The organism is Streptomyces sp. NPDC030021 (assembly GCF_055574035.1).
The window spans coordinates 198,524-225,415 of the sequence record NZ_JBVIAH010000006.1 but is presented as its reverse complement, the minus strand read 5'-3'; the positions used below and the strand labels follow the sequence as shown (position 1 = coordinate 225,415).

Sequence of the window (26,892 nt, the reverse complement as noted above, 5' to 3'; positions counted from 1 at the left end):
GCGGCACCGCCTGGACGCGCGACGTGGCGCAGTCCACAGAGGACCGTGACGGTTATGGCCGCCACGGTGGCCGACGGGCGCGACAATGCTTACTGGTTGTCGTGCAGGCGTATGCGAGACGAACTCGTCGCACCGCAACCCCGCAGGCAAAACCGCTCGGCGGTCTCGTGGGCGACCGGGCGATCGAAGAGGCAACACCGATGGGCGAGGGGTAAGCATGACTGACACCGGCCAGGTCCCGGGCGAGGGTCTCCCGGACAACGCGGGCATGGTGGATCAGCAGAGCGTCCCCGCTCCGGTCCAGATCCCGGCACCGATTCCCGCGGGCTACGCCTTCCATGACCTCATGGACAACCCGGCCGAGCCGGAGGACGAGGAACTGCTGCTGATGCCGAGCGGCCAGGGTGCGTGGAGCGACCCGCAGGTCGTCCCGCAGGCCCCCGCCTTCCCTGCCGCGCCCCAGCTGGGCGAGCCCCCGATGTACACGGACCAGTCCTACGCCGCCGCGCCCGCCTACCCCGAGGCCCCGGCCGCGTACACCGAGTTCCCCCCGCCCGTGTTCCCCGACGGCGGCTACAGCGCGGGCGCGCACGAGACGGGCGGCCGTGATTCCGGCGCGCTCGATCTCGGCGGGCTCGTCGTCCCGCCCCCGGCGGCCCCGGTGGCCCCCGCGGCCCCCGTCCGGCGCCCCCTGCACATGGGCCCGCCCATGCCCGAGGCCAACGGCGGAATCGTACGGTCCCTCGCCGACCGCGGCCCGGCCGCGGCGCCCGCCCAGGCCGTCCCGATGGCCGCCATGAGCACCCCGTCGGCGCCCCTCCCGCTGCGGCAGTCGGGACCCCCGACCACGGGACCCGAGTACCTGGACATCCCGCGCGCCGAGACCGCCCCGGCCCCCGCGGCCCAGCTGGGCGAGATCCCGCCGCAGGCCGGTGCCCCGTGGACGCCGGAGCCGGTGGCGGAGCCCGCCCCGGCCCCCGCCGAGGCCGCAGCCCAGCCCGTGGAGCCGGAGCCCGTCCCGACCCCCGCGGAGCAGGTGGCCCAGGCCGAGCCGGTGACGGCCGAGCCGCTGGAGCCGGAGCCGGAGCCCGTCGCGGTCGAGCCGCAGCCGGAGCCGGTCGCGGTCGAGCCGGTGTCCGTCGAGCCCCAGCCCGAGCCGGTGACGGCCGAGGCGCTCCCCGTCGAACCCGAGCCGGTGGCCGCCGAGCCGGTGCTGCCGGTGGCCGGGGCCGAGGCCGCACCCGAAGCTCCCGAGCCCGCCGCCGCCCCGGCTGAGCCGGAGGCCCTGGCGGAGCCGGCCCTGGCGCAGCCCGAGCCGGTGCTCCCGGCACCGGCCGTCGTGGTCGAGCCGGTCCAGGCGCAGCCCGCCCAGCAGGAGCAGCCGGAGCAGCCGGAGGCCCTGGCGGAGCCGCCCCAGGCGCAGCCCGAGCCGGTGCTCCCGGCGCCGGCCGTCGTGGTCGAGCCGGTCCAGGCGCAGCCCGTCCAGCCGGAGCAGCCGGAGGCCCCGGCGGAGCCGGCCCTGGCGCAGCCCGAGCCCGTGCTCCCGGCGCCGGTCCGGGCGGAGCAGCCCGACGCAGAGCCGGAGACCGAGCCCACCACCCCCGCCGAGCCCACCACCCCCGCCGCCCAGGGCGAGCCCGCGCCGGATGTTCCGGCCGAGCCCGCCGCAGGCGAGGCGGCCCCCGGCTACGCCGACGCCGAGCGCGAGGCCGTCCTGCGCGTCATGCGCGAGCGCCGCGACATCCGCAACGGCTTCCGCACCGACCCCATCCCGCACGAGGTGCTGCTCCGCGTCCTGGAAGCCGCGCACCACGCGCCCAGCGTGGGCCACTCCCAGCCGTGGGACTTCGTCGTCATCAGGTCGGCCGAGACCCGCCGGGCGATGCACGAGCTCGCCCAGCGCCAGCGCGAGGCCTACGCGAAGTCTCTGCCCAAGGGCCGGGCGAAGCAGTTCAAGGCACTCAAGATCGAGGCCATCCTCGACACCCCGGTGAACATCGTCGTCACCGCCGACCCCACCCGAGGCGGCCGCCACACCCTCGGCCGGCACACCCAGCCGCAGATGGCCCCGTACTCCGCGGCCCTCGCCGTCGAGAACCTCTGGCTCGCCGCGCGCGCCGAGGGCCTCGGTGTCGGCTGGGTCAGCTTCTTCGACGAGCGCGAGATGGTCCGCGAGCTGGGCCTGCCCGAGCACCTCGAAGTCGTCGCCTACCTCTGCGTCGGCTACGTCGACGAGTTCCCCGAGGAGCCCGAGCTGGCCCAGGCCGGCTGGTCGCAGCGCCGCCCGCTCTCCTGGGTGGTTCACGAGGAGACCTACGGCCGCCGCGCGCTGCCCGGCGAGGAGCCGCACGACCTGCTCTCGGAGACGGTCGCCAGCATCCGCCCGCTCGACGCGAAGGCCCTGGGCGAGGCCTGGGAGCGCCAGAAGCGCATGACCAAGCCCGCCGGGGCCCTGGGCATGCTGGAGATCATCGCCGCCCAGCTGTCCGGCCTCTCCCGGGTCTGCCCGCCGCCGATCCCGGAGCCGGCCGCGGTCGCGATCTTCGCCGGTGACCACGGCGTGCACGCCCAGGGCGTCACCCCGTGGCCGCAGGAGGTCACCACGCAGATGGTGGCCAACTTCCTGGGCGGCGGAGCGGTCTGCAACGCCTTCGCCAACCAGGTCGGCGCCGAGGTCTGCGTGATCGACGTCGGCGTTGCGGGCGACCTCCCGGCCACCCCGGGCCTGCTCCCGCGCAAGGTCCGTCCCGGCACCGCCGACCTCTCCACCGGCCCCGCGATGACCCGCGAGGAAGCCGTCGCCGCCATCGAGGTCGGCATCGAAACGGCCCGCGACCTGGTGGCGGCCGGCAACAAGGCGCTCCTCACGGGCGAGATGGGCATCGCGAACACCACGGTCTCCGCCGCCCTCATCTCGGTCTTCACGGGCGTCGACCCGTCCGAGGTCACCGGCCGTGGCACGGGCATCAACGACGAGACGCACGCCCGCAAGGTCGAGGTCGTCCGCCGCGCCCTGGAGCTCCACCAGCCCGACCCGGCGGACCCGATCGGCGTCCTCGCGGCCATCGGCGGCCTGGAGCACGCGGCCATCGTCGGCCTCCTCCTCGGCGGCGCGTCGCTGCGCACTCCGGTGATCCTGGACGGCGTCAGCGCCGGAGCCGCCGCCCTGGTGGCCCGCGCGATCGCCCCCGAGTCCCTGTCGGCCTGTATCGCGGGCCACCGCAGCGCCGAGCCGGGCCACGTCGCGGCGCTCAACAAGCTGGGCCTGCGCCCGCTGGTCGACCTGGACCTCCGCCTCGGCGAGGGCACGGGCGCCCTGCTCGCCCTCCCCCTGGTCCAGAGCGCGGCCCGCGCGATGCACGAGGTCGCCACGTTCGACTCGGCGGGCGTCACGGAGAAGTAACCCGTGCCGGTCCGGAGACGTCGGTCTCCGGCCCGGCGGCAGGGTCCCGTCGGGGATCCGGCCCGTGCTCGGGTCCGCCGTGGGGCGGGGGCACTCCGGGATGTCCCCGCAGGCCGAGCGAACCCACCGCCGGTCAGCAGACCGGTCCTGCCCACCCCACCCCAGCCCCGCCGGCGTTTGAGGCGCGGGGCCCGGGGCGGAGCCCCGATCCTTGACCGGCACCCACGCACGGCAGAGGCCGGACCCGCGAGGTCCGGGGCGGGGCCCGGGGTCCGGGGGCGCAGCCCCCGTCCGCGCCTCGGGACGGCCCGCGCCGTATGGTGGACCCGCACCAAGAATCCGCACGTCAGCACACCGCCGCTCCAGAGCCGCAGCGGCAAGACAGAACGACTGCCGCACCAGGAGCCGCACCGTCATGGCCGACACCCCCGCCTACCCCGTAGGACTCCGCCTCGCCGGCCGCCGCGTCGTCGTCATCGGCGGCGGACAGGTCGCGCAGCGTCGCCTTCCCGCGCTCATCGCGGCCGGCGCCGATGTCCTGCTCATCTCGCCCTCCGCCACCCCCTCCGTGGACGCCATGGCCGAGACCGGTGAGATCCGCTGGGAGCGCCGCCGCTACCAGGACGGCGACCTCGCCGACGCCTGGTACGCGCTGATCGCCACCCAGAACCGCGAGGACAACGAGCGCGCCTCCGCCGAGGCCGAGCGCGAACGCGTCTGGTGCGTCCGCGCCGACGACGCCTCCGCCGCCACCGCCTGGACCCCGGCGACCGGCCGCATCGAGGGCGTCACCGTCGCCGTGCTGACCGGTAACGATCCCCGCCGCTCCGCGGCCGTCCGCGACGCCGTCGTGGAGGGCCTGCGCGACGGCACCCTCACCGCTCCCGCCCACCGGCACAAGGCCACCCCCGGCGTGGCCCTCGTCGGCGGCGGCCCGGGCGACCCGGACCTGATCACCGTGCGCGGCCGCCGCCTCCTCGCCGAGGCCGACGTGGTCATCGCCGACCGGCTCGGCCCCCGTGACCTGCTCGACGAGCTTCCGCCGCACGTCGAGGTCATCGACGCCGCGAAGATCCCGTACGGCCGGTTCATGGCCCAGGAGGCCATCAACAACGCCCTGATCGAGCACGCCAAGGCCGGCAAGGCCGTGGTCCGGCTCAAGGGCGGGGACCCGTACGTCTTCGGCCGCGGCATGGAGGAGCTCCAGGCCCTCGCCGAGGCCGGCATCCCCTGCACCGTCGTCCCCGGCATCTCCAGCTCCATCTCGGTGCCCGGCGCCGTCGGCATCCCGGTCACCCACCGCGGTGTGGCGCACGAGTTCACCGTGGTCAGCGGCCACGTCGGCCCCGACGACCCGCGCTCGCTCGTGGACTGGGCCTCCCTCGCCAAGCTCACCGGCACCCTGGTGATCCTGATGGGCGTCGACAAGATCGGTCTGATCGCCGAGGCGCTGGTGCGCCACGGCCGCTCCGCGGACACCCCCGTCGCGGTGATCCAGGAGGGCACCACCGCCACCCAGCGCCGGGTGGACGCCACCCTGGCCACGGTCGGCGAGACCGTGCGCGCCGAAGCGGTCCGTCCGCCGGCCGTCATCGTCATCGGCGAGGTCGTCCGCGTGAACGGCCCGGGCGACCGCACGCTCCCCACCACCAGCGCCTGACAGGCCGTTGGCACCGTACCCAGGACAAGGCAGTATCACCCTGTGGCTGATCTCATCACCGTGACCGACCCCGACGACCCGCGCCTGCGCGACTACACGGGCCTGACCGACGTCGAACTCCGGCGCAGGCGCGAGCCCGCGGAGGGCCTTTTCATCGCCGAGGGCGAGAAGGTCATCAGACGCGCCAAGGACGCCGGGTACGAGATGCGCTCGATGCTGCTCTCCGCCAAGTGGGTCGACGTCATGCGCGACGTCATCGACGAACTCCCGGCGCCGGTCTACGCCGTGAGCCCCGAGCTCGCCGAGCGCGTCACCGGCTACCACGTGCACCGCGGCGCCCTGGCCTCCATGCAGCGCAAGCCGCTGCCCACGGCCGAGGAACTGCTCTCCACGACCCGCCGGGTGGTCGTCATGGAAGCGGTCAACGACCACACCAACATCGGGGCCATCTTCCGCAGCGCCGCCGCCCTCGGCATGGACGCGGTGCTGCTGTCGCCCGACTGCGCGGACCCGCTCTACCGCCGCTCGGTGAAGGTCTCCATGGGAGCGGTGTTCTCCGTCCCCTACGCCCGCCTGGAGGCCTGGCCGAAGAGCCTGGACTCGGTGCGCGAGGCGGGCTTCAAGCTGCTCGCCCTCACCCCGCACGAGAAGGCCACGCCGATCGACGTGGCCGCTCCGCAGTCCCTGGAACGGGTCGCGCTGATGCTGGGCGCCGAGGGCGACGGCCTGTCCACGCCCGCGCTGGTCGCCGCCGACGAGTGGGTGCGGATCCCCATGGCGCACGGCGTGGATTCGCTGAACGTGGGCGCGGCGGCCGCGGTCGCCTTCTACGCGGTGGCCCAGGGCCGCGCCGCCCAGTAGGCCCTGCCGAACGCCGGGGCTACAGCTTCTGGGCCGCCGCGATGCCCAGCGCGACGATCAGCGTCACCACGACGAACACGATCAGCCGCTGCCGCATCAGCTTCGGATCCGGCCGCGAGGGTCGCCGTCCCGTCCCCGTCGTCCTGGGGGCCGGACGGCCGCCCGTACGCCCCGAGGTCGGCCGGGAGGACGGGCCGCCGGGGTGCTGCGGGTGACGGGAGGACGAGGGCCGCGCGTGCGGACCGCTCGGGGAGCCGCCCTGGGCCCGGGGCGTGGTGCTGCCGTCCGTACGCCGCTCCGTACGCCGGCCGGGGTACTCCTCGGCCCCGCCGATCCGCTCGGCCTCGGGCAGCCGCCCGGTCGGCCGCTCGACCCGGGCCCGCTGGGCCGGCGGGCGCCCGTCCGAGAGCCCCTGCGCCTCGCGGGCTGCGATCTCCTTGAGCCGCATCGACAGCTGGAGCGTGCTGGGCCGCTCCTCGGGGTCCTTGGCGAGGCAGGCCCGCACCAGGGGCGCCAGCGCGTCCGGCACGCCCTGCAGGTGCGGCTCCTCGTGTACCACGCGGTACAGCATGACCTCGGAACTGCCGTGCCCGAAGGGCGAGTCGGCAGTGGCCGCGTAGGCCAGGGTGGCGCCGAGGGCGAAGACGTCGGTGGCCGGGGTGACGGCGGCGCCGCGCACCTGCTCGGGTGCGAGGAATCCGGGCGAGCCGACGGCCGTACCCACATGGGTGAGGGTGCTCGCCCCGGTGGCCCAGGCGATGCCGAAGTCGATGATCCGGGGGCCCTTGGGCGACAGCAGGATGTTCGAGGGCTTGAGGTCGCGGTGCACGACCCCCGCCTCGTGGACGGCGACCAGGCCCTCGGAGAGCGCGGCGCCCACGGCGGCGATCTGCGCGGCCGTCAGGGGACCTTCCTCGGCCACCTTGTCGTGCAGCGAGGGACCGGGCACGTACTGGGTCGCGAACCAGGGGCGCTCGGCCTCCAGGTCCGCCGCCACCAGGCGTGCGGTGCAACCGCCCCGGATCCGCCGGGCGGCGGACACCTCACGGGCGAACCGCGAGCGGAACTCCTGGTCCTCGGCCAGATCCGGCCGGATGACCTTGAGCGCGACACGCTGCCCGCGCCGGTCCGATCCCAGGTAGACCACGCCCATGCCGCCGGCGCCGAGCCGCCGGTGCAGTCTGAACGAGCCGACGACACGCGGGTCCTCGCGCCGGAGCCGCATCATCGCCATGTCCACCCCGCTGACCGGTCGTCCTGTTGACGTGGCACAGCTTACGGACCATCCGGCATGCGTGCTCAGAGGCCGCGCCCTCGCCGGGGGATTCGATTGTCAGTGCGCCACAGCACACTTGAGGGGGCGTCGGCGCTGCGGTCCGCGAGCGCTCCCGGGGTGGTCCGCCCGGCCAAGCACCCCTTGCGCCAAGGGGATTGGAGCCCAGGAGCAGCTCCGGACCCGCTCCGGTGCGCCCGCACGCGGCTCGCGGCCGAGTCGATCTTGCCGACGGCCGGTGGGCGGACACGCGGCAACAGGGAGTGACGCAAGTGAGCGAAGTCACTACCCTCCGGTCATCCCCTCCGGGAAGTCCCCCATAACGGGGGAGTCGTCTCCACCCAGGGGAGTACACGGGGGAGGGCCCGTCATCCTCCTGGAGGCCCGGCAATGGGTACGAGGGCATGAGGCCAGGAGCCGCCCGCCCGCCTAGTGTTGAAGACAAGCGGCGGGTGGCGCACTCGTCCCCCGAGGTCACGAGCCCGCCGCTGCCAGACGACAGGGAGAGGACCATGGCGGACATCGCACGGCAAGGACGCAAGGCATTCGCGTTCAACGGCCACGAGTCCGGTACCCGCCACCCCCTGGTGGCCGCGGCCATGGTGCTCCCCCTGGCCGCTCTGCTGCTCTTCCTCTTCGGAGGCTTCGATCAGCTGGCGGCGCAGGCGTCGTCCGTGGGCGTGATGCTGGGGCGCTGAGCGGCGCTCCAGGTCCGGGAGAGCGGCCCGGACCGGGACATCGGCCTGTCGAACCCCGTGGGGACGGGGGAGCGGCGGACGGACGGCAGGTGAAGGGTGCTGCCCGTACGACTGGGGAGTCGGACGGGCAGCACCCTTTTTCATGTACCGCTTCCGCGGGCCCGGCCCACTCGTGCGGGGGAACGCGAAAGCCCCGACCGTGGGAACGGCCGGGGCTTTCAGGTGGTGCGCGATACTGGGATTGAACCAGTGACCTCTTCCGTGTCAGGGAAGCGCTCTCCCGCTGAGCTAATCGCGCGGGCTCCGCAGCTCGAAAGCCGCAGGTGGAACAAGGTGCAGGTGCTGCGTGCGCGATACTGGGATTGAACCAGTGACCTCTTCCGTGTCAGGGAAGCGCTCTCCCGCTGAGCTAATCGCGCGGGGATCCTTGCGGATCAGTGGACGATACTGGGATTGAACCAGTGACCTCTTCCGTGTCAGGGAAGCGCTCTCCCGCTGAGCTAATCGTCCTTGGAGGTGGAGACGGGATTTGAACCCGTGTAGACGGCTTTGCAGGCCGTTGCCTCGCCTCTCGGCCACTCCACCATGGAGCTGCAGGGGTTCTCGGGAAGATCCCCCACTTCGAGCGGACGACGAGACTCGAACTCGCGACATCCACCTTGGCAAGGTGGTGCTCTACCAACTGAGCTACGTCCGCAGGTCACCGTGTTCGCTCCGGGGTTTTGCCCCTTCGCTCCCTGGCGACGAGTTGAACTCTAGCGGATTACCGGGCCAGCTCAAAAACGCGTTTCCGCAGCGTGCTGCCGCTCGATCACCACAGGTCACCCTCCCGTCACCGCACCGGCGCCGTGCCGTCACCGGTCATAGACTCGCAGCCGTGCACGACCTGCCTCCCATGGCCCGCTTCGGCGGCCTTCTCGCGACCGACCTCCGTGACGTCACCAGCGATCCCGCCGCCCTCGACTCCACCGGCTTCTGGGCGGTGTCCGCCGACTTCGAAGGGCGGCTCGTCTGCGCGCGCTTCGGCGACGTACGCCGCGAGCCGGTCCCCGCGCCCGTTCCGGGTGCCTGGCGCGGACCCGACGCCGACCGGTGGACCTCCTCCCTCGACCGCGCCGCCTACGTGGCCGGCGTACGGCGCGTCCGTGAGTACATCGCCGCCGGTGAGGTCTACCAGGCCAATCTCTGCCGGGTGATGTCCGCGCCGCTGCCCCACCCCGACCGCGCCGATGTCGACGCGCTCACCGCGCTCCTCGCGCGCGGCAACCCCGCACCCTTCGCAGGAACGATTCGCCTGGCCGCCCACGGTGTCGAGATCGCCACCGCCTCCCCCGAGCTGTTCCTGCGCCGGTCCGGCCGGCACATCGAGTCCGGCCCCATCAAGGGGACCGGCCGCACCGTCGACGACCTGCTCCCCAAGGACCACGCCGAGAACGTGATGATCGTCGACCTCGTGCGCAACGACCTCGGCCGGGTCTGCGCGACGGGCTCCGTCGCCGTCCCCGAGCTGTGCGCCGTCGAGGAGCACCCGGGCCTGGTCCACCTCGTCTCCGTCGTGAGCGGCGAACTCGCCGACGGCGCCGGCTGGCCCGAGCTGCTCGCCGCCACCTTCCCGCCCGGTTCCGTCACGGGCGCCCCCAAGTCCTCCGCCCTGCGGATCATCGAAGCCCTGGAAACCGCCCCGCGCGGCCCCTACTGCGGAGGCATCGGCTGGGTCGACGCGGACCGGGGCACCGCCGAGCTCGCCGTCGGTATCCGTACCTTCTGGATCGACCGCGAGGCCGCCGGCGGCCCCCGTCTGCTCTTCGGCACCGGAGCGGGCATCACCTGGGGCTCCGATCCCGACCGCGAGTGGGCGGAGACCGAACTCAAGGCCGCCCGGCTCCTGCGGGTGGCCATGGGCCACGAGGTGAGCGGCACGCAGGGGACGAACGACACGATCGGAAGGACCGCACCATGAAAATCTGGCTCGACGGAGCCCTGACCGAGATGGACGCCGCGAAGGTGTCCGTCCTCGACCACGGTCTGACCGTGGGCGACGGCGTCTTCGAGACGCTGAAGGCGGAGCGCGGCCGCGCCTTCGCGCTCACCCGGCACCTGGAACGGCTCACCCGCTCGGCCCGGGGCCTGGGCCTGCCGGACCCCGACCTCGACGAGGTCCGCCGCGCCTGCGCCGCCGTACTGGAGGCCAACCCGCTGGAGCACGGGCGGCTGCGCATCACCTACACCGGCGGAGTCTCCCCGCTCGGCTCCGACCGCGGGGACGCCGGGACCACCCTGATCGCCGCCGTCGCGGACTCCCCCCGCCGCCCGGACACCACCGCCGTCGTCACGGTGCCCTGGGTCCGCAACGAGCGGTCCGCCGTGGCCGGGCTCAAGACCACCTCGTACGCCGAGAACGTGGTCGCCCTCGCCGCCGCACACCGCGCCGGGGCCTCCGAGGCGCTCCTCGCCAACACCCTCGGCCGGCTCTGCGAGGGCACCGGCTCCAACGTCTTCGTCGTACTCGACGGCGAACTGCACACCCCGCCGCTCGCCTCGGGCTGCCTGGCCGGTATCACCCGGGCCCTGATCGTCGACTGGGCCGGTGTCAAGGAGACCGACCTGCCCTTCGAGGTGCTGGAGCGGGCCGAGGAGGTCTTCGTGACCTCCTCGCTGCGCGATGCCCAGGCGGTGCTGCGGATCGACGACCGCGAGCTGGGGACCGCCCCCGGACCGGTCACGGCCGAAGTGATGCGGATCTTCGAGGTGAAGGCGGGCGCGGACCTCGACCCGTAGAGCGGCAGGGCCCGGGCGGCTTCCGCCGGAAGAGGGCTGTCGCGGCGGCCGCGGGACGGGTAGAACTCAAGGGATGACCACCACCCTGCGGCCGTCCGGGCCGCTCCAGCACACGGCGGACGGCGCGCGTTCGCGCCCGTACGAGATCCGGGTCAACAGCAGGCGGGTCGGCGCCCTGCTGATCGCCTCCGACACCCCGTTCGGGCCGACGGTCGGCGAGATCCGCGACCTGGACGTCGAGCAGGGCGACCGGCGGCGGGGGAGGGCCACCGTGGCCGCGCTCGCCGCCGAGGAAGTGTTGCGCGGCTGGGGCTGCCGTCGGGTCCGCGTCTCGGTCCCGGCGGACTCGGAGGCAGGCCTGTGCATGGCAGAGGCCCTCGGGTACACCGAGTACGGCCGGAACATGGCCAAGGACCTGCAGGCCGAGCCGCCCGCCCTCCCCGAGGGGGTGCTCGGCCGCCCCATGACGGAGGCCGAGTACGAGGGCTGGTACGCCGGGGCCGTCGAGGCCTACGCCGCGAACTGGAACAGCCGCGGCATGTCCGCCGAGGCCGCCCGCGCCAAATCGGTGGCCGACCACGAGAGCGAGCTGCCCCGGGGCCTGGCCACCCCGGGAGCCGTCTTCCTCGTTCTGGAGGCGGCCGGGGTGCCCGTCGGTCACGTGTGGCTCGCACCGCGCGGGGCGGGCTCGTACATCTACGACGTCGAGGTCCGGGCCGAGCACCGGGGACGCGGGCACGGCCGCCACCTGATGGCGCTCGCCGAGCGCGCCGCCCTCGCCGCCGGCCACCGCCTGCTGGCGCTCCAGGTCTTCACCGACAACACCCCGGCCCTGAGGCTGTACGTCTCCCTCGGCTACCGGCCCACCAGCTTCAACTACGCCAAGGACCTGATCTAGAGGGAGTCTCCGGCGTCCGCCAGCAGGCGGTCGGCGATCTCCTCGATACGGGCGCGCAGGCCGTCCTGGCTCTTACCGCCGTCGAGGCGCTGCCCGTCGATCACGTACGTCGGGGTGCCGGTCACGCCGATCGCCTTGCCCTCGGCCTGGTCCGCGTCGACGATCAGGATGTGCCGCCCGTCGACCAGGGCGGTGTCGAACTCCTCGACGTCGAGCCCCAGTTCACGTGCCACGTCCAGCAGGACCGGCTCACCGCGCCCGGCCAGCTCCGCGGTGCGCGCCAGCACGGCCTCCGCGTAGGGCCAGCCCTGGCCCTGCTCGACGGCCTCCTCGGCGGCCTGCGCCGCGGCGAAGGCGTGCTTGTGCTTCTCCAGGGGGAAGTGGCGCAGCCGGATGTCCAGCCGGTCGCCGTAGCGGGCCCGCAGGGCGCGTACGTCGTCCAGGGCGCGGTGGCAGTCCGGGCACTGCAGTTCGCACCAGACGTCGAGGATCACGGAATCGGTCATACGGACAGTCTCCCAGCCCCCGCCCGCCCCACCGACCGGGACCTGCGCCTGGCGACCTGGACCCAGGGAGGAGGCGCGACCCGGAGATGTCCCGGAGATCCGTCCGGGCGGGGCCCGGAACCTGGCCGCCGCGGCGGATGCCGGTGCAGGATGGATAGGGACAGATCGCCGAGCCGCCGAGAGTCCGGAGGACCGCATGCTTGCCGAGACCATTTGCTCCGCGGTGTCAGTGGCGGGCCTGGGCATCGCCGCGGTCACCGCCTACCGCAAGCGCTTCCTGGCCGCCACGCGGATCGCCGCTTACGCGCTCGTGCCGGTCGCCCTGGTGATGACGGGGTTCGTGGAGTGGGTGTCCGGGATGGTCTTCAACCCGACCGTCTGGGCCGGCTTCGGACTGCTGGGGCTGTCCTGGCTGCTCTTCATGACCACCCGCGCGATCGAGCGCCGCGGCCTCGCCGCGTCCGGGGAGCCCGCGGAGCCCGGAAAGTCCGGGAAGAAGGCCAAGGGGAGCCCGGCCGCCGGGGCCGTCGCGCCGGCCGCCTCCGCGCCGTCCCTGGGCGCCGCCCGGGCCGGTTCGCAGGCGCAGTCCGCCGCTCCCGCGGAGGACTTCTCCGACATCGAGGCCATCCTCAAGAAGCACGGGATCTGAGCACGGGATCCGGCCCGGACCGGGCCTCGTCCACAAGATCGAGCGAACTCCCGCGCGGAGGTTGGCGTGTTGAGGGCCGGTCGGTGGTGCGCTGCGTCATCATCGGCCCGACATGTTCGACACATCGCACAGTGACCCGCCGGTACCCGCCCCTGTGGTGGAGGAGCCGCGAGGCTGCCTCTTCGCGCTCTCCCAACCGCCCCTGATGATCTTCCTAGCCGTGATCGGCATCCTGCTGCTGCTCGCCGCCGTGCACGATCTCTTCCTGCTCTGACGCCTCCGCGTCGGCCTCCTTGCGCCGGGCCCGGTACGCCGCCACGTGCAGCCGGTTCCCGCAGGTCCGGCTGTCGCAGTAGCGCCGGGACCGGTTGCGGGAGAGGTCGACGAAGGCCCGCCGGCAGTCCGGGGCTTCGCAGCGGCGCAGCCGCTCCTGTTCGCCGGAGACCACGATGAAGGCCAGCGCCATGCCGCCGTCGGCCGCCAGGTGGTCGCCCACCGACGCGCCCGGCGCGAAGTAGTGCACGTGCCAGTCGTAGCCGTCGTGGTCGGTCAGCTGCGGGGTGGTGCCGGCCGTGGCCACGAGCTCGTTGATCAGTATGGAAGCCGCACGCGGGTTCGGGGAGGCGAAGACCTGGGCGAACTTTCCGCGCACGGTCCTGACGCCGGCCAGGTCGCGGGCGCTGAGCTCGCCGACGTCGCTGATCGAGTACTCCTGGACGAATCCGCGCAGGGCGCCGATGTCCGAGAGCCCGTCGGGCTGGTCGGCCTCGGCCGCGGTGTTCACCAGCGCGACGACGACGTCGAGCGCGCGACGGGTGTCGTGGGGGATCTGCACGGGGTCTCCCTCAGGGGCCGGGCCTGCGACGACGGGGGCCGTCGCCGCTGCCGCCCGACAATAGCGGGTCCCGCAGAGCACACCGGCGCCGTTCTCGCGGGTGGCTTCCGCGGGAACAGCGCCGGCATTGCCGTATGTGGTTGTCCGCCACGCACCGTCGCCCCGAGTCGGACGGTGTCGAGCGGCTGTGGGCCTGGCTCAGCTTTCGGCCAGGATGTGGGAGAGCTCCTTGTCGAGGTCGAAGTGCCGGTGCTCGGTCCCGGGTGGAACCGCGGCGTCCGTCCGCTTGAGGAACGACTCGAGTGCTCGGGCGGGTGCTTCGAGCAGCGCTTCTCCCTCCGGTGAGCTCAGGGCGATGCAGACGACGCCCTGACCGTGGCTGCGGGACGGCCAGACGCGGACGTCGCCGGTACCGGTGGGCCGGTGGAGGCCCTCCGCGAGGAGGTCGCGGGCGAATACCCATTCGACCGTTTCCTCGGCGCCGGTGTGGAAGGTGGCGTGCACGGCGTAGGGGTCGGCCGTGTCATACCGCAGGCCCGCGGGAACAGGCAGTGAGGACTCGCTCGACACAACGAGGCGCAGGTGCAGCTCGCAGCTGACCGTGGTGTTCATAAGCGCCAGGGCCTTTCGCTCAGTGTGCGCTCGGGGATTCGCACGTCGGCGAAATCGACATGCCACCTACGGTGCCGTTGTAAACCCCTCTGACCGTTTTGCGGACCTCTGGGTCCCTCGGACGGCGGATCCAAACCCACATTCCCGTGTGCATCGAGCTCCGGTAGATTCGGCTCCATGAATACGGGGAGTGACCGCGGAACCCAAGGGTCCGCCGCTGACGAAGCCGCCACCGAAGCCACCACCGAACCGGCGGCGGATGCCGCCGCGGATGCCACCGCGGAAGCCGCCGCCGAGGCGCCGCACGTATCGAAGGCCCCGGCCTTCATCAAGTCGAACAAGAGCCTGCACCTGAGCTGGCAGGTCGGCGTCTTCATCGTCGGCCTCGCGGTGATCGCCGCCGGCGTCGCGATGCTCGTGCTGCCCGGCCCCGGCTGGGTCGCGATCTTCGCGGGCCTGGCGATCTGGGCCACCGAGTTCGCCTGGGCCCACCTCGTGCTGCGCTGGACCAAGCGGAAGGTCACCGAGGCCGCACAGAAGGCGCTCGACCCGAAGGTCCGCCGCCGCAACATCATCCTGACCAGCGTGGGCCTCGTCATCGCGGGCGCGCTGATCGGTTTCTACCTGTGGAAGTACGGGCTCGTCCTGCCCTGGAACCTCAAGGACCAGTGATGGTCAAGGAGCACCGCTGACATGCGGTAATGTTTGCGGTGCGTCCGGGCGATTAGCTCAGTGGGAGAGCACTTCGTTCACACCGAAGGGGTCACTGGTTCGAACCCAGTATCGCCCACCCGGACCTGAGGCCCGGAGACTTTCACAGTCTCCGGGCCTCAGGCGTTTTCACCGGAGCCGGCCGATCGCGGCCCGCAGCCGGCGGGCGTCACGCAGCCGCCGCTCGTACGTCGCCCCCACCGCCAGCAGCAGCAGGCCCGCCAGGGCCGGCGGCACCCAGCGCGGGAGCGCACCCGCGACCTGCACCACGTACGGGGCCAGCTCGTGCACCGCCACCGCCGCCAGCACGGCCCCGCCGAGCAGGAGCGGAGCCTGGAGCCGCCCCCGGGCGCCCAGCAGGGTCACCACCAGCGCGGCCGCCCCCAGCAGCAGCGGGCGCATCCAGCCAGGGTCCCCCCAGGCCGCCAGCAGGCTCGGCACCAGCGTCGCCGCCAGGCCCGGGCCGTACGCCGTCCAGGACGAGGCCTGCGGGTCCCGGCGCCGCCGCAGCAGTCCCACCACGAGGGCGGGCACCGTCACCGGCAGCGTGTAGGCCTCCGGCGCGCTCACCCCGGCCTCCGCCAGCCGCACCCAGGTCGCCGCCGCGAACAGCGCCCCCGCCGCCCAGCCCAGCACCCGCCGGTCCGGCCGCACCGCGGCGCCCGCGCAGACCACCCCGGCCAGCGCCAGGACCAGCGCCAGGGTTCCGGCCCGCCCGGCCGACAGGCCCACCGCCAGTACGCCCGCCACGCCCGCCGCGATCTCGACGGGAAGCCGGACCCCGCCCAGCCGCGGCCCGAGGGCGGCTGCCAGCGCCGGGACCGCCAGCACCGGCAGCGCCCACCAGACCACCGCCAGGTCCGACACCGCTCCCGCCGCCACCAGGAGGCCCGTGGCGTACCCGACGGCGCACACGGCCGCCCCCGACCGGAGCGGGCGCGAAGCCGCCCCGTAGGCCGCTGCCGCCGCGCAGCCCGCGCCCAGCAGCCCCCAGACTGCGAACGTCGCCGTCCGGCCGTCCAGCGCGCCCAGGGACACGTTCGCGGCCCCCGTCAGCGCGCACACGGCGGCCGCGATCCGGGCCCCGCGCGCCGGGGAGCGCAGGGCGAGCACGCCCGCCGCGCCCGTCACCGCGAGCTGCGCCGCGAACACCGCCGCCACCGGGAACCCGAGCAGCACCGGGGCCGCGAACAGCCCTGCCCAGGCCAGGGCCACCGCCACCACCAACGGCTCCGGCCGGGACAGCGCCCGTGCGAGCCACCGGGCCGCCCCGGCCGCGATCAGCAGGGTCGCCGCGGCCGCGGCCCCCGACCCGTACGGGTCCAGGTCCGGGGCCGTCGCCGCCCACACCTCACCCAGCACCCGGAACCGGGCCACCAGGGCCGTGGCCACCACGGCACCCGCCGACAGCGCCGCCAGGGACGCCACCGCGGCCCCGGCCCGGGCCGACCCGCGTCGGACCGCCGCCGGGAGCGCGGAGACCCGTACCGCCGCCAGCAGCGGCAGCGCCAGCAGCAGGTGCACCAGCACCGTCCACGCCGGGTCCAGGTCCGGCCGGGCCACCCCGCCCAGGCCGGCCACCGCCGCCAGGGCGCCCACCAGCGCCGCGGCCGAGGCGCGCGGCTCCCGCCAGGCCGCCGCCACGCCGAGGGCCGCGCCCGCCAGCAGCAGCGCCGCCGGGGCCACGGCCTGCGCCGCCGACCCGGCCGACCACGACTGGGCCACCCCGATCAGCAGCGCGCCCGCGCCCGTCACGGCCGCCGGGATCGCCGCCGCCCTGACCCGCAGGGCGAGCGCCGCGTCCAGCGCCGCCGTCGCGAGCAGCGCCCAGCCGAGCGCCTGCGGGCCCGGCCGCGCGGCCAGCGCCGCCAGCGGCAGCGCGAACTGCGCCGCCAGCACCGCGGCCGGCAGCGGGCTCCGCAGCTTCCGCAGCCCCGAGCCGTAGCCGGCCCACGCCGCCGCCAGCACGGCTGCCGCCCCCGCCGCGTAACCGGTGCCGTTCGTGTCCGGCATGCCGACCGCGTACAGCGCGTACGCGTCGAGCACCGTCAGCAGCAGGCCGACCGCCGCGACCGACTCCGCCGTCGACCGCAGCCCGCGGCGCAGCAGGAGCACGGGCGCGCCCAGCGCCGCCGCCGTCACCGCGGCGAGCACCGCCGAGCGCCCGGCGATCCCCATGGACCCCCAGCTGACCAGCGTGAACGCGAGCGCGGCGACCGCCAGCAGCACCGCGCCCAGGGTGAGCAGCACGTTCTGCGCGCTCGGGGCGGAGGCCTCCTTCGCGGACCCGGCGGACCCGGCGGGCCCGGCGGACACCGCGGACCCCCAGCGGACGGGAGCGGGACCGGACCCGGGCTGGAGCAGCAGACGCAGCAGCCAGTCCCGGCGGCCCAGCAAATACAGCCGCCGGGCATCGAGTTGGGCCAGCTCGCGGTCGATGAGCGCCAGCTCTTCGGCGGGCGGCAGAGGCGTGTTCATATCCGGAGTGTGGCGGCGGTCACGCAGTCAGGACATGGGCGTGCGTACTCAGATGCGCCCTGAGTAGGTACCTGACGTGCGGCCCGGGGGCCCGCCCGGGAGAAGCGGTTTGAACCAGCCCCGAGCCTTCTGTATTGTTCACTCCGTTCCCGGGCGATTAGCTCAGCGGGAGAGCACTTCGTTCACACCGAAGGGGTCACTGGTTCGATCCCAGTATCGCCCACCGGGACAGGCCGGTCCGTCACTGACGGACCGGCCTTCCGCATGTTCGGGCACCGCCCCCGTCCTGTGCCTCCGCCCTACGCCGCCGTCGACAGGTCCGGCCGCAGCGGCCAGTGCGGATCCACCGGCTCCGGCGTCCCCTGACGCGCGAACCACGCCTGCAGGCCTCGCGCCTGCGCCGCGTGCCACACCGCCTGCAGCGTGTGCAGCTCGGCCGGCGTCAGCCGCTCCAGCCGGGCCGCGAACCGCCGCCCCACCGCCCGGACCAGTTCCAGCGAGGCCATCGCGTCCGCCGCCGCGTCGTGCGCGCCCTCCAGCTCGATCCCGTAGTGCGCGCACAGGTCCGTCAGCGTCCGGCGGCCCTTGCGGTACCGGTCCAGGTGCTTGTCCAGCACCCGCGGGTCCAGCACCGTCAGCGGCCGGTTGTCCAGGTACCGCGACAGCGACGACGCCCGGTGCCGGCGCAACTCCCGGTCCAGCAGCGTCAGATCGAACGGCGCGTTCATCACCACCACCGGCCGGCCCGCCACCTGCTGTTCCCCGAGCGCCCGGGCTATCTCCTCCACCACCGGCGCGGGCCAGCGCCCGTGACGCTGCAGGTGCTCGTCGGTCAGCCCGTGCACTTCCGTAGCGCCCGGGGGCACCGGAACACCGGGATTGACCAGCCAGCGCGTGGTGCGGACCCGGCCGCCCGCACACTCCTGGACGATGAGCGCGGCGGACACGATCCGGTCCTGCTCGACGTCCACCCCGGTGGTCTCCGTGTCGAATGCGGCCAGCGGGCCCTCGTACCAGCGTGTCATGGCGAACTCCTCGTCCCCGAGCGGCGGGTGGAGCTTCCTGAACACACGACCCCCGCCGCATCGGTGATACCCGGGCTGTTTGCCCCGTACGCCGTTTGCGGGCAGTCGGGTGCGGAGACAACTTCCTTGGGGGACCGTACGTATGACCGGTCGTCACCCAGCACCGCTCGCGGCAGAGCCCGCAAGGCATGGGGGAGCCGGCCATGGCGCTCACACAGCCCGAACCGGGCGGGGTGCTGCACGAGGGGACAGGTCCGCGGACCGGCGCCCTGCGCGGCACGCTCGCCACCACCGCCTGCATGGAGACCCTCCAGGTGGGATACCTGCACGCCGTCGCGGCCGCCGCCGGGTGCTCGCTCTCCCAGCCCTTCCCGGACAACGGCATCGACTGGCACGTCTCCCACGGAGCGCCCGAACACGTCGTCGACGACGAGGTCACCATCAAGGTGCAGCTCAAGGCGACCTACCAGATACCGCCCCGGCCGGCCGGGGCCACGTTCGCCTTCACCCTCGACAACGAGCACCTGGTGAAGCTGGCCCGGACGCCCGTCGCCGTCCACAAGATCCTCGTCGTGATGCTCGTACCGAGGGAGCGCGAGCAGTGGCTCGCCGCCGGACACGACCGGCTCGACCTGAGGCACTGCTGCTACTGGACCAACCTCGCCGGACACCCCGTGACCGGCCGGCGCCGCACCACCGTACGGATCCCGACCACGCGGATCTTCGACGACCGTGCGCTGTGCGAGATCATGACCCGGGTCGGGTCGGGAGGGACACCCTGATGAACCTGCACTCACCGCACCTCGAACCGCTCCCGTCCCCGCGGTACACCCCCGGAGGTCCCGATCCCGCGCAGGTCGACCCGCAGGTGCTGGGAGCGCTGCTGCACCGGCACGGATGGCTGCGGCGCGGCGGCGCGGCAGGCCGGTACGGCCGCTGGACCCCGCCCGGCCGCTCGGGCACCAGCCTGCTCGTCCCGGAGAGCCGCGCCTTCCCCGACTGCGCGGACCTGCTGGAGGAGGCGCTCACCGCCCTCGCGCACGGCGGACTCCCCTCGGCGCGCGAGGTGCTCCTCGGGCTGAGCGTGCCCAGCGACGAGATCCGCTGGGAGCGGGAGATCCCGGAGGGGCCCTACGGGTACCAGGGCGAGGCCTCCTGGCCCGTGCAGGAACAGCTGCGCTCGGCCGCCCGCCGGCTCCTGATCGCGGGGGCCCTCGCGGACCGGGCCCGGGCCGGGTATTACGGGGCCCGCCACCAGGCGCAGGCCGAGCGCACCCTGGACGGGGTCCTGGTGGGGCCCTCCCCGGGCGGGCGCCGGCTGACCGCGTACGTCCCCGTGGACGGCGGCCGGGGACCCGTGACCCGGCTGCACCACGCCCTGCACGCGGCCCGCGAGGCGGCGGACTACCAGCGGGCCACCGGCGGCATGGAGGCCTTCGACGCGGCGGTGGCCGCTGGGGTCAGCCGGGAACTCGCCGAGGCGCTCATCGCCCTGGTCCGGGGCTCGGAGGGCGCCCGGATCGCCCTGGCGTGGGCGCCGGCCGCCGGGGTCCCGGCGGGCTGCGCGGCCCGCCCCGAACCGGTGGAGTTCTCCCCGGGGGACCTGCCCGTGCTGCGCGAGGCCGCCGCCCGTTACACCCGCGCGGAACCCGCCGTACCGGTCCGGCTCGCCGGGGCCGTGGTGCGGATGCGGCGCAAGGCCGCCGGGGGCGGAGGGACCGTACGGCTGCGGGTGCTGGCCGGAGCGGAGGTCCCGTACGTCCGGGCCGCCCTCGACGAGGAGGCGTACCGCATCGCGGGCCACGCCCACCTGGTGGGCCTGCCGGTCCGGGTCACCGGCCGGCTGCAACGCCGCGGCGGCTTCCGGCGGCTGTCCGACGCGGCGGACGTGACGCCGGTACCGATGGACGAGGTCGAGCGGGACCGGCTGATGAAGTCCCTGGACGCGGCCTTCGACCCCGAGGACGCGCTGCCGTCCGACGACTAGGCCGGTCAGTTCCAGGCGACCAGCGAGAGCTGGTGCTTGTCGGCGCCGTCCATGGGCACCTCCAGCTCGGCGATCTTCACCGGCTGGGCACCCGGAGCGGCGAAGTCGGCCCGGTACAGGACATCCCGACCGGACGCGTTCCGGGGCGAGGCGCCGCTCCGGGACCCGGGCTGCGGGACCCGGGCCGCGGGTTCAGGGGCGCGGCGCCGGCGAAGGCGGTGCGAGGGGTCAGCGGAAGGCGGTGGCGCGGACGGTGTCGCCGCACAGGGCGAACTGGCCGCCGTCGTCGGGGGCCACCTGGAAACCGGTGCCCGCGACGCCCACCACGAGCGAGGGGGCGACGGTCGGATCGGCGCCGGAGGCGCAGTAGCCGTCCGCCTCGCCGAGGACCGGGGTGAAGGTCAGTACCGTCGAGGCACTCGCGCCCTGGGACAGCAGCACGGGCCGGGCCTGCCCCCGGGGGACGACGCGCAGCGGCTTGTTCTGATCCGGAGAACCCTGGCCCGCGAGAGCGACCGTCGGGAAGCCCCGCAGCTGACAGGCCGGGCCGTTGTTGACCACCGTGAACCGCACGTGCGTGGTGTCGGGCCGCTCCGCACCGGTGGCGGATAGCTGGTCCCCGGTACACGCCGCGGCCGGCGCCGCCGCCGTGGCGGGGGTGCCGGCGAGCAGTCCGCCCGCAAGCAGGGCCGTCGCGGCGCCCAGGGCAGCCGTCTTCCTGGTCACTCTCATGGGTGTCACCTCATGCCAGGTCGGAAGATCCCCTTCCACCATCGCACGGGGTGCCTCCGGCGGCCCGGCCGAAGGAGGCCATGGTCAGCCCCGGCACGGGGGAGAAGTCAGGGCCGCGGGTGAAGCCGAGACGTTCGTAGAGGGTCACCGCGGGGGCGTTCGCCGCGCCCGTGGTGACCTCGACCAGGCGGCCCGGGAACAGCTCGGTCAGGACGTGGCGCAGCAGCAGGGAGGCGACGCCCCGCCGGAACTGCCCGGGTTCCACGCACAGCCGGTCGATGGAGATCCCCTCGCCCTCTTCCTCCCAGGCGAGGAAGCCGTCGAGCGAGCCGTCCCCCGAGACCGCGCCGATCCAGTTCAGAGGCCGGGCCCTCATCTCGGCGAGGCTCTCGCCGAGCGCCGGTATGCCGTCGAAGCCGATCAGCTCCGCCTCCACCGCGTAGGCGGCCCGCCCGATCCGGTGTACGGCCGTCGCGGCGGCATCGTCGGTCAGGTCCAGCGGACGTATCTGCGGCATGCGGGCCACGCTACCCGCGGCTCGCGCCCACAGGCCCGGAATTTCGGGTGGGGCGGGGGCACACCGGGGCGTCCCCGCAGGCCGAGCGAACCCACCGCCGGGGCACGGGCCGGTCCGGCGAACGGTTCGCGAGCCGAGGAGACGCCCCGGCGGGCCCCCGCCCCACGGGCCCGCCTGCGCCGGCCCGGCCGGAGCCACGGCTCCGCTTCGCGGTGGGGCAGCGCCCCACGGGGCCGAGGAGACGCCCCGGGGGCCCGGCCCCCGGGCCCGCCCGCGTCGGCTCCGGCGTGCGGGGGACCCGCTGAGCAGGCCCGGGCGGTAACCGTTTAGCGGCGCAGCCACTCCGCTCGGTACGATTCAGGCGCGCGGCGTTCGCCCGCGCACCCCCTGAGTCAGGAGAGACCGGTGTCAGACGTCCGTGTGATCATCCAACGCGATTCCGAGCGGGACGAGCGCGTGGTGGCCACGGGCACTACGGCGGCGGAGCTCTTCGCCGGCGAGCGCACCATCGTCGCCGCGCGCATCGCGGGCGAGCTCAAGGACCTCGCGTACGAGGTGAAGGACGGCGAGACCGTCGAGCCGGTGGAGATCTCCTCCGAGGACGGCCTGAACATCCTGCGCCACTCGACCGCGCACGTCATGGCCCAGGCCGTGCAGGAGCTCTTCCCCGAGGCCAAGCTGGGCATCGGCCCGCCGGTCCAGAACGGCTTCTACTACGACTTCGACGTGGCCCGGCCCTTCACCCCGGAGGACCTGAAGGCCATCGAGAAGAAGATGCAGGAGATCCAGAAGCGCGGCCAGCGGTTCTCCCGCCGCGTGGTCACCGACGAGGCGGCCCGCGAGGAGCTCGCCGACGAGCCGTACAAGCTGGAGCTCATCGGCATCAAGGGCTCCGCGTCGACCGACGACGGCGCGAACGTCGAGGTGGGCGGCGGCGAGCTGACCATCTACGACAACCTGGACGCGAAGACCGGCGACCTGTGCTGGAAGGACCTCTGCCGCGGTCCCCACCTGCCCACCACCCGGAACATCCCGGCGTTCAAGCTCATGCGCAACGCGGCCGCCTACTGGCGCGGCAGCGAGAAGAACCCGATGCTCCAGCGCATCTACGGCACCGCGTGGCCGTCGAAGGAAGAGCTGAAGGCCCACCTCGACTTCCTCGCCGAGGCCGAGAAGCGCGACCACCGCAAGCTCGGCAACGAGCTCGACCTCTTCTCCATCCCGGACGAGATCGGCTCCGGCCTCGCCGTCTTCCACCCGCGCGGCGGCATCATCCGCCGGGTGATGGAGGACTACTCGCGCAAGCGGCACGAGGAGGAGGGCTACGAGTTCGTCTACTCCCCGCACGCCACCAAGGGCGCCCTCTTCGAGAAGAGCGGCCACCTGGACTGGTACGCGGAGGGCATGTACCCCCCCATGCAGCTCGACGGTGGTACCGACTACTACCTCAAGCCCATGAACTGCCCGATGCACAACCTGATCTTCGACGCGCGCGGCCGCTCCTACCGCGAACTGCCGCTGCGCCTGTTCGAGTTCGGCACCGTGTACCGGTACGAGAAGTCGGGTGTCGTCCACGGCCTGACCCGCGCCCGCGGCTTCACCCAGGACGACGCGCACATCTACTGCACCCGCGAGCAGATGGCGGAGGAGCTCGACACGACCCTCACCTTCGTGCTCAACCTGCTGCGCGACTACGGCCTGACCGACTTCTACCTGGAGCTGTCCACCAAGGACCCGGAGAAGTTCGTCGGCTCGGACGAGGCCTGGGAGGAGGCGACCGCCGTCCTCGCGCAGGTCGCCGAGAAGCAGGGTCTCCCGCTGGTCCCGGACCCGGGCGGCGCCGCCTTCTACGGTCCGAAGATCTCGGTGCAGTGCAAGGACGCCATCGGCCGCACCTGGCAGATGTCGACCGTGCAGCTCGACTTCAACCTGCCGGAGCGGTTCAACCTGGAGTACACCGCCCCCGACGGCTCCCGCCAGCGGCCGGTCATGATCCACCGCGCGCTGTTCGGTTCGATCGAGCGGTTCTTCGCCGTGCTGCTGGAGCACTACGCGGGCGCCATGCCGCCGTGGCTGGCCCCGGTCCAGGCGGTCGGCATCCCGATCGGTGACGGGCACGTCGAGTACCTGCAGGAGTTCGCCGCGGCGGCGAAGAAGCAGGGCCTGCGGGTCGAGGTGGACGCCTCCTCGGACCGCATGCAGAAGAAGATCCGCAACCACCAGAAGCTCAAGGTCCCGTTCATGATCATCGTCGGTGACGAGGACATGGCCGCGGGCACCGTCTCCTTCCGCTACCGCGACGGTTCGCAGGAGAACGGCATCGCCAAGGACGAGGCGCTGGCCAAGCTGGCCAAGGTCGTCGCGGACCGCGTCCAGGTCTGATCGTCCGATCCGGCACCCGGAGCACCCGGAGGCCCCCGGAAAGTGATCACTTTCCGGGGGCCTTCCTCGTACGCCAGGCCAAGGTCATATGCTTGCCGCCATGACGACTCAGCCGGAGCAGCAGATCGGTGTGGGCACGCAGGACGCCTTCCAGCGACTGTGGACGCCCCACCGGATGGCCTACATCCAGGGGGAGAACAAGCCGACCGGCCCGGAGGCCGGAGACGGCTGTCCCTTCTGCGGGATTCCGGACATGTCCGACCAGGACGGCCTGGTCGTCGCGCGGGGCCGGCACGTGTACGCGGTGCTGAACCTCTACCCGTACAACGGCGGCCACCTGATGGTCGTCCCGTACCGGCACGTCGCCGACTACACCGAGCTGGACGGGCCGGAGACGGCCGAGCTCGCCGACCTCACCAAGCGGGCGATGGTCGCGCTGCGCAAGGCCTCGGGCGCGCACGGGTTCAACATCGGCATGAACCAGGGCGCGGCGGCCGGCGCCGGCATCGCCGCGCACCTGCACCAGCACATCGTGCCCCGCTGGGGCGGGGACACGAACTTCATGCCGGTCGTGGGCCACACCAAGGTGCTGCCCCAACTCCTGGCGGACACCCGCCAGATGCTCGCCGACGCCTGGCCCGTCGACTAGGCCGTCTCTTCCGGATCTTGCCTGATCCGGGCCGCAGGCCTGGTCAGGTCCGGCCAGAGCGGCCCCGGCGCCACGTTTCCACCTCGGCCTCCACGTCGAACTCCGTCAGGCCCAGGGGCGGGCCCGGCGGGGGCATGCGCAGGGCCGCGGCGATCTTCTTGTTGATCTCCGTGAGGACGTCCCGTACCTGGCGTTCGGAGCGGGCCGCACGGACCTTCTCCACGGCCTCCTCGGCCTCCTTGCGCAGCGCGAGCGCCGGCGGCAGGACGGCGAAGCCCTCGCGGTGCATCTTGCCCCTGATCCACCACAGCTCGTCGTAGGGCGCGTCCAGCGAGGCCAGCGGTTTCCCCCAGCCCGGCAGATTCTCGAACTCGCCCCGCTCGGTGGCCTCCCGGATCTGCCGGTCCACCCAGGACTCGACGCCGACACCCGGTGGTTTGCGCTCGGTCATAGTCCCTCCTCGGCCGTCGTTCCAGCCTACCCACGCGTCCCTGCGCGTCGCCGGGCGTCGCCGGGCGTGCCTGCGCGTCACGCGTCGTAGACGTCGGCCTTGCGCGGGGACGGCTCCTGGATGAGCCCGCTCATGATCGAGGAACGGTTGGTGAAGCGGTCGGTGTCGACGCCGTTCTCCTCCAGCACCTTGAAGGTCGCCGCGTGGATCGACCGCAGGACCGGCGCCACCGTACGCAGGGCGTCGTCCGCCATGAACCGGTGCCGCCACATCGAGCTCGCCCAGACGTGGCGCAGGCCGAAGGGCTCGGGCAGGACCAGCTTGCCGCCGAAGAACTCCAGGATCGGCGGGTACCAGGTCAGCGGGGCCCGCACGGCGAGGCGTACCACCTCCTGCGCGTCCACCAGCGGCAGCGGGCGCTCCACGGTCTCCCAGAAGCGGATGCTCTTGGGCACCTCCACGGTCGGGGCCGCGGACTTGCTGGTGAACAGCCCGTGCACGGGGCCCAGGGCGTGCGCGGTGACGTCCACGCGCAGCGTCTTGTAGAGCACGGTGACCGTGACCAGCATGTTGATGACCAGCTGGCCGTCCCAGAGTGGGTACTGGATGCCCAGGTAGTGCCGGTTGCCGGCACTGAACTGCTGCTCGTTGCAGATCCGGGTGATCTCGTGCGGCTTGATGAGGAAGGCGTCCACGTTCTCACCGGTGGGGCGGGCCACCTCGGCGGCGCCCTCACCGATCGGGGTGACGATCCAGTGCTGGATCGCGGCGGGCGGGAAGCCGCCGGTGTGCAGGGGCCCCCGCTCCAGCTTGCGGAGCTGGGCGTCGATCCCGCGTATGACGTCCCAGCTGCGGAAGGGGTGGATCTCCATGCCCTCGCTCTTGGGGGTCAGCTCCTCGGCCATCTGCCAGCTGCCCCACCGGGTGCCCATGCCCAGGATCCCCTTCGGGCCCGCGTAGAAGACCTGGTTGCTGCGGTCCTCGGCGGTCAGCTTGGCGAGCTGGTGGCGCAGGTCCTCGCGCGCCTTCTCGTCGGGGTTGCCGGGCACGGCCTCGGGGATCTTGGCGCCGACCCCGCCGCCCGACAGCAGCCCGTCCCAGCGGGCGCGCAGGTCCCGGGCGGTGGCCTCGCAGGTGCGGCGGGCGAGCAGCCAGCCCAGGGCCGGGGCGATGATCATGCCGCGGGCGTAGAGGCCGAGGAAGCCGGTCAGCGGCAGCTTGAACATCAGGAGGGCCGCCACGGCGCCGATGCCGACCAGGACCGCGGTGCCGATCCAGGAGCTGTGCTTGCCCTCCTTGGCGCTCAGGCTCTTGCGGAGCTGGAAGAGCCCCAGCCACAGCAGCAGGCCGGGCAGGAACAGCACACCGCAGACCAGCATGATCAGCCGGAGCCTGCGGTCGCGCTCCTTGCGGATGTGCGAGGCGGCCAGGCAGTGCTCCACCACCGTCTGCGGATCGGCGCCGAAGGACTGGATGAGGGGCTTGCGGCCCGGACCGAGGGTGCGGGCCTCCACGGCCCGGCAGAAGGCCTCGCCGAGGCTGGGCTCGAAGAGGGAGATCTTCGGTGGTTTGACCGTCGCCGGGTGGTTCTCGCCGTTGGCGGTGAGTATCTTCTCCAGCTTGCTGTCCTTGCCGCCGTCCCGGTACGCGGCGGAGGCGAGGGCGTTGGTCGCCGCCGTCTGACCGCCGCCTCCCTGCAGCGGAACCTGTGCTCCGGGCCTGAAGTCGAATCCGTCGTCCGCCACCGCTGCCCCCATCGCTGTGCGTTCGTGCTCTTTTGATGCGCC

General features: G+C 73.5%; 23 protein-coding genes and 7 tRNA genes. 15 read left to right on the top strand and 15 right to left on the bottom strand.

Going from position 1 to position 26,892, the window contains the following annotated elements:
• The first annotated feature begins 217 nt into the window (after positions 1-217).
• From cobT to ACZ4YL_RS14330, 3 genes are all read left to right on the top strand, one after another.
• Entirely contained in the window at positions 218-3,403 is a 3,186-nt protein-coding gene (gene cobT / locus ACZ4YL_RS14340; RefSeq protein WP_468116556.1) for a nicotinate-nucleotide--dimethylbenzimidazole phosphoribosyltransferase, read from the top strand.
• Between the two features lie 415 nt (positions 3,404-3,818).
• Positions 3,819-5,063: a uroporphyrinogen-III C-methyltransferase gene (gene cobA, locus ACZ4YL_RS14335; protein ID WP_468116554.1), complete on the top strand. Its 1,245-nt coding sequence runs from the start codon at positions 3,819-3,821 to the stop codon at positions 5,061-5,063.
• A 42-nt stretch (positions 5,064-5,105) separates the two neighbouring features.
• On the top strand, positions 5,106-5,924 hold the full coding sequence (locus tag ACZ4YL_RS14330) for a TrmH family RNA methyltransferase (protein ID WP_351159171.1): 819 nt from the start codon (positions 5,106-5,108) through the stop codon (positions 5,922-5,924).
• A 19-nt stretch (positions 5,925-5,943) separates the two neighbouring features.
• On the opposite strand, the gene ACZ4YL_RS14325 is transcribed toward ACZ4YL_RS14330, so the two are convergent.
• Positions 5,944-7,158, bottom strand: a complete 1,215-nt coding sequence (locus tag ACZ4YL_RS14325) for a serine/threonine-protein kinase (protein ID WP_301372311.1) — start codon at positions 7,156-7,158, stop codon at positions 5,944-5,946.
• Between the two features lie 527 nt (positions 7,159-7,685).
• Here ACZ4YL_RS14325 and ACZ4YL_RS14320 point away from each other — a divergent pair.
• Complete coding sequence (locus ACZ4YL_RS14320; protein WP_371589784.1) at positions 7,686-7,895, top strand: hypothetical protein; 210 nt, start codon at positions 7,686-7,688, stop codon at positions 7,893-7,895.
• A 223-nt stretch (positions 7,896-8,118) separates the two neighbouring features.
• Here the strand turns inward: ACZ4YL_RS14320 and ACZ4YL_RS14315 are convergent.
• The 5 genes from ACZ4YL_RS14315 to ACZ4YL_RS14295 all read right to left on the bottom strand — a co-directional run bounded on the left by ACZ4YL_RS14315 (position 8,119) and on the right by ACZ4YL_RS14295 (position 8,592).
• Positions 8,119-8,193, bottom strand: a tRNA-Val gene (locus ACZ4YL_RS14315).
• Between the two features lie 49 nt (positions 8,194-8,242).
• Positions 8,243-8,314, bottom strand: a tRNA-Val gene (locus ACZ4YL_RS14310).
• Between the two features lie 19 nt (positions 8,315-8,333).
• A tRNA-Val gene (locus tag ACZ4YL_RS14305) sits at positions 8,334-8,405 on the bottom strand.
• A 1-nt stretch (position 8,406) separates the two neighbouring features.
• Positions 8,407-8,480, bottom strand: a tRNA-Cys gene (locus ACZ4YL_RS14300).
• 39 nt (positions 8,481-8,519) lie between these two features.
• Positions 8,520-8,592, bottom strand: a tRNA-Gly gene (locus ACZ4YL_RS14295).
• Positions 8,593-8,772: 180 nt separating this feature from the next.
• Here ACZ4YL_RS14295 and ACZ4YL_RS14290 point away from each other — a divergent pair.
• The 3 genes from ACZ4YL_RS14290 (at position 8,773) to ACZ4YL_RS14280 (ending at position 11,571) form a co-directional block, all read left to right on the top strand.
• Positions 8,773-9,855 carry a chorismate-binding protein gene (locus tag ACZ4YL_RS14290; RefSeq protein WP_468116552.1) on the top strand — a complete coding sequence of 361 codons (1,083 nt, stop codon included), beginning with the start codon at positions 8,773-8,775 and terminating at the stop codon, positions 9,853-9,855.
• The gene (locus ACZ4YL_RS14285; protein WP_468116550.1) at positions 9,852-10,673 is read left to right on the top strand and encodes an aminotransferase class IV; all 822 of its coding nucleotides are present in this window, start codon (positions 9,852-9,854) and stop codon (positions 10,671-10,673) included. The genes ACZ4YL_RS14290 and ACZ4YL_RS14285 overlap by 4 nt, the downstream gene beginning before the upstream one ends.
• Positions 10,674-10,746: 73 nt before the next feature.
• The gene (locus ACZ4YL_RS14280) at positions 10,747-11,571 is read left to right on the top strand and encodes a GNAT family N-acetyltransferase (RefSeq protein WP_468116548.1); all 825 of its coding nucleotides are present in this window, start codon (positions 10,747-10,749) and stop codon (positions 11,569-11,571) included.
• Here the strand turns inward: ACZ4YL_RS14280 and ACZ4YL_RS14275 are convergent.
• Entirely contained in the window at positions 11,568-12,077 is a 510-nt protein-coding gene (locus ACZ4YL_RS14275; RefSeq protein WP_468116546.1) for a DsbA family protein, read from the bottom strand. The two genes, ACZ4YL_RS14280 and ACZ4YL_RS14275, sit on opposite strands and share 4 nt — an antisense overlap.
• Before the next feature lie 196 nt (positions 12,078-12,273).
• Here ACZ4YL_RS14275 and ACZ4YL_RS14270 point away from each other — a divergent pair, with 196 nt between their 5' ends.
• Complete coding sequence (locus tag ACZ4YL_RS14270) at positions 12,274-12,726, top strand: hypothetical protein (protein WP_468116544.1); 453 nt, start codon at positions 12,274-12,276, stop codon at positions 12,724-12,726.
• A 214-nt stretch (positions 12,727-12,940) separates the two neighbouring features.
• Here ACZ4YL_RS14270 and ACZ4YL_RS14265 read toward each other — a convergent pair whose 3' ends face one another.
• Entirely contained in the window at positions 12,941-13,561 is a 621-nt protein-coding gene (locus ACZ4YL_RS14265) for a CGNR zinc finger domain-containing protein (protein WP_468116542.1), read from the bottom strand.
• A 198-nt stretch (positions 13,562-13,759) separates the two neighbouring features.
• Positions 13,760-14,173: an SsgA family sporulation/cell division regulator gene (locus ACZ4YL_RS14260; RefSeq protein ID WP_030011909.1), complete on the bottom strand. Its 414-nt coding sequence runs from the start codon at positions 14,171-14,173 to the stop codon at positions 13,760-13,762.
• Positions 14,174-14,350: 177 nt separating this feature from the next.
• Here ACZ4YL_RS14260 and ACZ4YL_RS14255 point away from each other — a divergent pair, with 177 nt between their 5' ends.
• Positions 14,351-14,845 carry a TIGR02611 family protein gene (locus ACZ4YL_RS14255; RefSeq protein WP_468116540.1) on the top strand — a complete coding sequence of 165 codons (495 nt, stop codon included), beginning with the start codon at positions 14,351-14,353 and terminating at the stop codon, positions 14,843-14,845.
• A 46-nt stretch (positions 14,846-14,891) separates the two neighbouring features.
• Positions 14,892-14,963: transfer RNA gene (locus ACZ4YL_RS14250), tRNA-Val, on the top strand.
• A 50-nt stretch (positions 14,964-15,013) separates the two neighbouring features.
• On the opposite strand, the gene ACZ4YL_RS14245 is transcribed toward ACZ4YL_RS14250, so the two are convergent.
• Positions 15,014-17,362: an SCO7613 C-terminal domain-containing membrane protein gene (locus ACZ4YL_RS14245; protein ID WP_468116538.1), complete on the bottom strand. Its 2,349-nt coding sequence runs from the start codon at positions 17,360-17,362 to the stop codon at positions 15,014-15,016.
• Positions 17,363-17,513: 151 nt separating this feature from the next.
• Here ACZ4YL_RS14245 and ACZ4YL_RS14240 point away from each other — a divergent pair.
• A tRNA-Val gene (locus tag ACZ4YL_RS14240) sits at positions 17,514-17,585 on the top strand.
• A gap of 76 nt (positions 17,586-17,661) precedes the next feature.
• Here the strand turns inward: ACZ4YL_RS14240 and ACZ4YL_RS14235 are convergent.
• Positions 17,662-18,387: a 3'-5' exonuclease gene (locus ACZ4YL_RS14235; RefSeq protein ID WP_328964038.1), complete on the bottom strand. Its 726-nt coding sequence runs from the start codon at positions 18,385-18,387 to the stop codon at positions 17,662-17,664.
• A gap of 203 nt (positions 18,388-18,590) precedes the next feature.
• Between ACZ4YL_RS14235 and ACZ4YL_RS14230 the strand changes: the two genes are divergently transcribed.
• Both ACZ4YL_RS14230 and ACZ4YL_RS14225 read left to right on the top strand, forming a co-directional pair.
• Positions 18,591-19,169, top strand: a complete 579-nt coding sequence (locus ACZ4YL_RS14230; RefSeq protein ID WP_389116813.1) for a DUF4365 domain-containing protein — start codon at positions 18,591-18,593, stop codon at positions 19,167-19,169.
• On the top strand, positions 19,169-20,374 hold the full coding sequence (locus tag ACZ4YL_RS14225) for a hypothetical protein (RefSeq protein ID WP_468116536.1): 1,206 nt from the start codon (positions 19,169-19,171) through the stop codon (positions 20,372-20,374). The genes ACZ4YL_RS14230 and ACZ4YL_RS14225 overlap by 1 nt, the downstream gene beginning before the upstream one ends.
• A gap of 228 nt (positions 20,375-20,602) precedes the next feature.
• Here the strand turns inward: ACZ4YL_RS14225 and ACZ4YL_RS14220 are convergent, their stop codons facing one another.
• A complete protein-coding gene (locus ACZ4YL_RS14220) occupies positions 20,603-21,106 on the bottom strand; it encodes a DUF4232 domain-containing protein (RefSeq protein WP_468116535.1) in 504 nt (167 codons plus the stop codon).
• Between the two features lie 10 nt (positions 21,107-21,116).
• Positions 21,117-21,623, bottom strand: a complete 507-nt coding sequence (locus ACZ4YL_RS14215; RefSeq protein ID WP_468116533.1) for a GNAT family N-acetyltransferase — start codon at positions 21,621-21,623, stop codon at positions 21,117-21,119.
• 405 nt (positions 21,624-22,028) lie between these two features.
• Between ACZ4YL_RS14215 and thrS the strand changes: the two genes are divergently transcribed.
• Positions 22,029-24,005 (top strand): threonine--tRNA ligase, encoded by a 1,977-nt coding sequence (thrS, locus tag ACZ4YL_RS14210; RefSeq protein ID WP_030387175.1) that lies wholly within the window; start codon positions 22,029-22,031, stop codon positions 24,003-24,005.
• Positions 24,006-24,093: 88 nt separating this feature from the next.
• On the top strand, positions 24,094-24,654 hold the full coding sequence (locus tag ACZ4YL_RS14205; protein WP_030010101.1) for an HIT family protein: 561 nt from the start codon (positions 24,094-24,096) through the stop codon (positions 24,652-24,654).
• Positions 24,655-24,697: 43 nt separating this feature from the next.
• Here the strand turns inward: ACZ4YL_RS14205 and ACZ4YL_RS14200 are convergent, their stop codons facing one another.
• The gene (locus ACZ4YL_RS14200; RefSeq protein ID WP_468116531.1) at positions 24,698-25,105 is read right to left on the bottom strand and encodes a DnaJ family domain-containing protein; all 408 of its coding nucleotides are present in this window, start codon (positions 25,103-25,105) and stop codon (positions 24,698-24,700) included.
• 77 nt (positions 25,106-25,182) lie between these two features.
• Positions 25,183-26,850 (bottom strand): hypothetical protein, encoded by a 1,668-nt coding sequence (locus ACZ4YL_RS14195; RefSeq protein ID WP_468116529.1) that lies wholly within the window; start codon positions 26,848-26,850, stop codon positions 25,183-25,185.
• Between the last annotated feature and the right edge of the window lie 42 nt (positions 26,851-26,892).

Bases quoted from the DNA above. Each gene is read 5' to 3' on its own strand.
- ACZ4YL_RS14200 (WP_468116531.1), bottom strand. From the start codon at position 25,105: ATGACCGAGCGCAAACCACCGGGTGTCGGCGTCGAGTCCTGGGTGGAC.
- ACZ4YL_RS14205 (WP_030010101.1), top strand. From the start codon at position 24,094: ATGCTTGCCGCCATGACGACTCAGCCGGAGCAGCAGATCGGTGTGGGC.
- ACZ4YL_RS14270 (WP_468116544.1), top strand. From the start codon at position 12,274: ATGCTTGCCGAGACCATTTGCTCCGCGGTGTCAGTGGCGGGCCTGGGC.
- ACZ4YL_RS14245 (WP_468116538.1), bottom strand. From the start codon at position 17,362: ATGAACACGCCTCTGCCGCCCGCCGAAGAGCTGGCGCTCATCGACCGC.
- ACZ4YL_RS14255 (WP_468116540.1), top strand. From the start codon at position 14,351: ATGAATACGGGGAGTGACCGCGGAACCCAAGGGTCCGCCGCTGACGAA.
- ACZ4YL_RS14260 (WP_030011909.1), bottom strand. From the start codon at position 14,173: ATGAACACCACGGTCAGCTGCGAGCTGCACCTGCGCCTCGTTGTGTCG.
- ACZ4YL_RS14325 (WP_301372311.1), bottom strand. From the start codon at position 7,158: ATGGCGATGATGCGGCTCCGGCGCGAGGACCCGCGTGTCGTCGGCTCG.
- ACZ4YL_RS14275 (WP_468116546.1), bottom strand. From the start codon at position 12,077: ATGACCGATTCCGTGATCCTCGACGTCTGGTGCGAACTGCAGTGCCCG.
- ACZ4YL_RS14280 (WP_468116548.1), top strand. From the start codon at position 10,747: ATGACCACCACCCTGCGGCCGTCCGGGCCGCTCCAGCACACGGCGGAC.
- ACZ4YL_RS14285 (WP_468116550.1), top strand. From the start codon at position 9,852: ATGAAAATCTGGCTCGACGGAGCCCTGACCGAGATGGACGCCGCGAAG.
- ACZ4YL_RS14235 (WP_328964038.1), bottom strand. From the start codon at position 18,387: ATGACACGCTGGTACGAGGGCCCGCTGGCCGCATTCGACACGGAGACC.
- cobA (WP_468116554.1), top strand. From the start codon at position 3,819: ATGGCCGACACCCCCGCCTACCCCGTAGGACTCCGCCTCGCCGGCCGC.
- ACZ4YL_RS14215 (WP_468116533.1), bottom strand. From the start codon at position 21,623: ATGCCGCAGATACGTCCGCTGGACCTGACCGACGATGCCGCCGCGACG.
- ACZ4YL_RS14225 (WP_468116536.1), top strand. From the start codon at position 19,169: ATGAACCTGCACTCACCGCACCTCGAACCGCTCCCGTCCCCGCGGTAC.
- ACZ4YL_RS14230 (WP_389116813.1), top strand. From the start codon at position 18,591: ATGGCGCTCACACAGCCCGAACCGGGCGGGGTGCTGCACGAGGGGACA.
- cobT (WP_468116556.1), top strand. From the start codon at position 218: ATGACTGACACCGGCCAGGTCCCGGGCGAGGGTCTCCCGGACAACGCG.
- ACZ4YL_RS14220 (WP_468116535.1), bottom strand. From the start codon at position 21,106: ATGAGAGTGACCAGGAAGACGGCTGCCCTGGGCGCCGCGACGGCCCTG.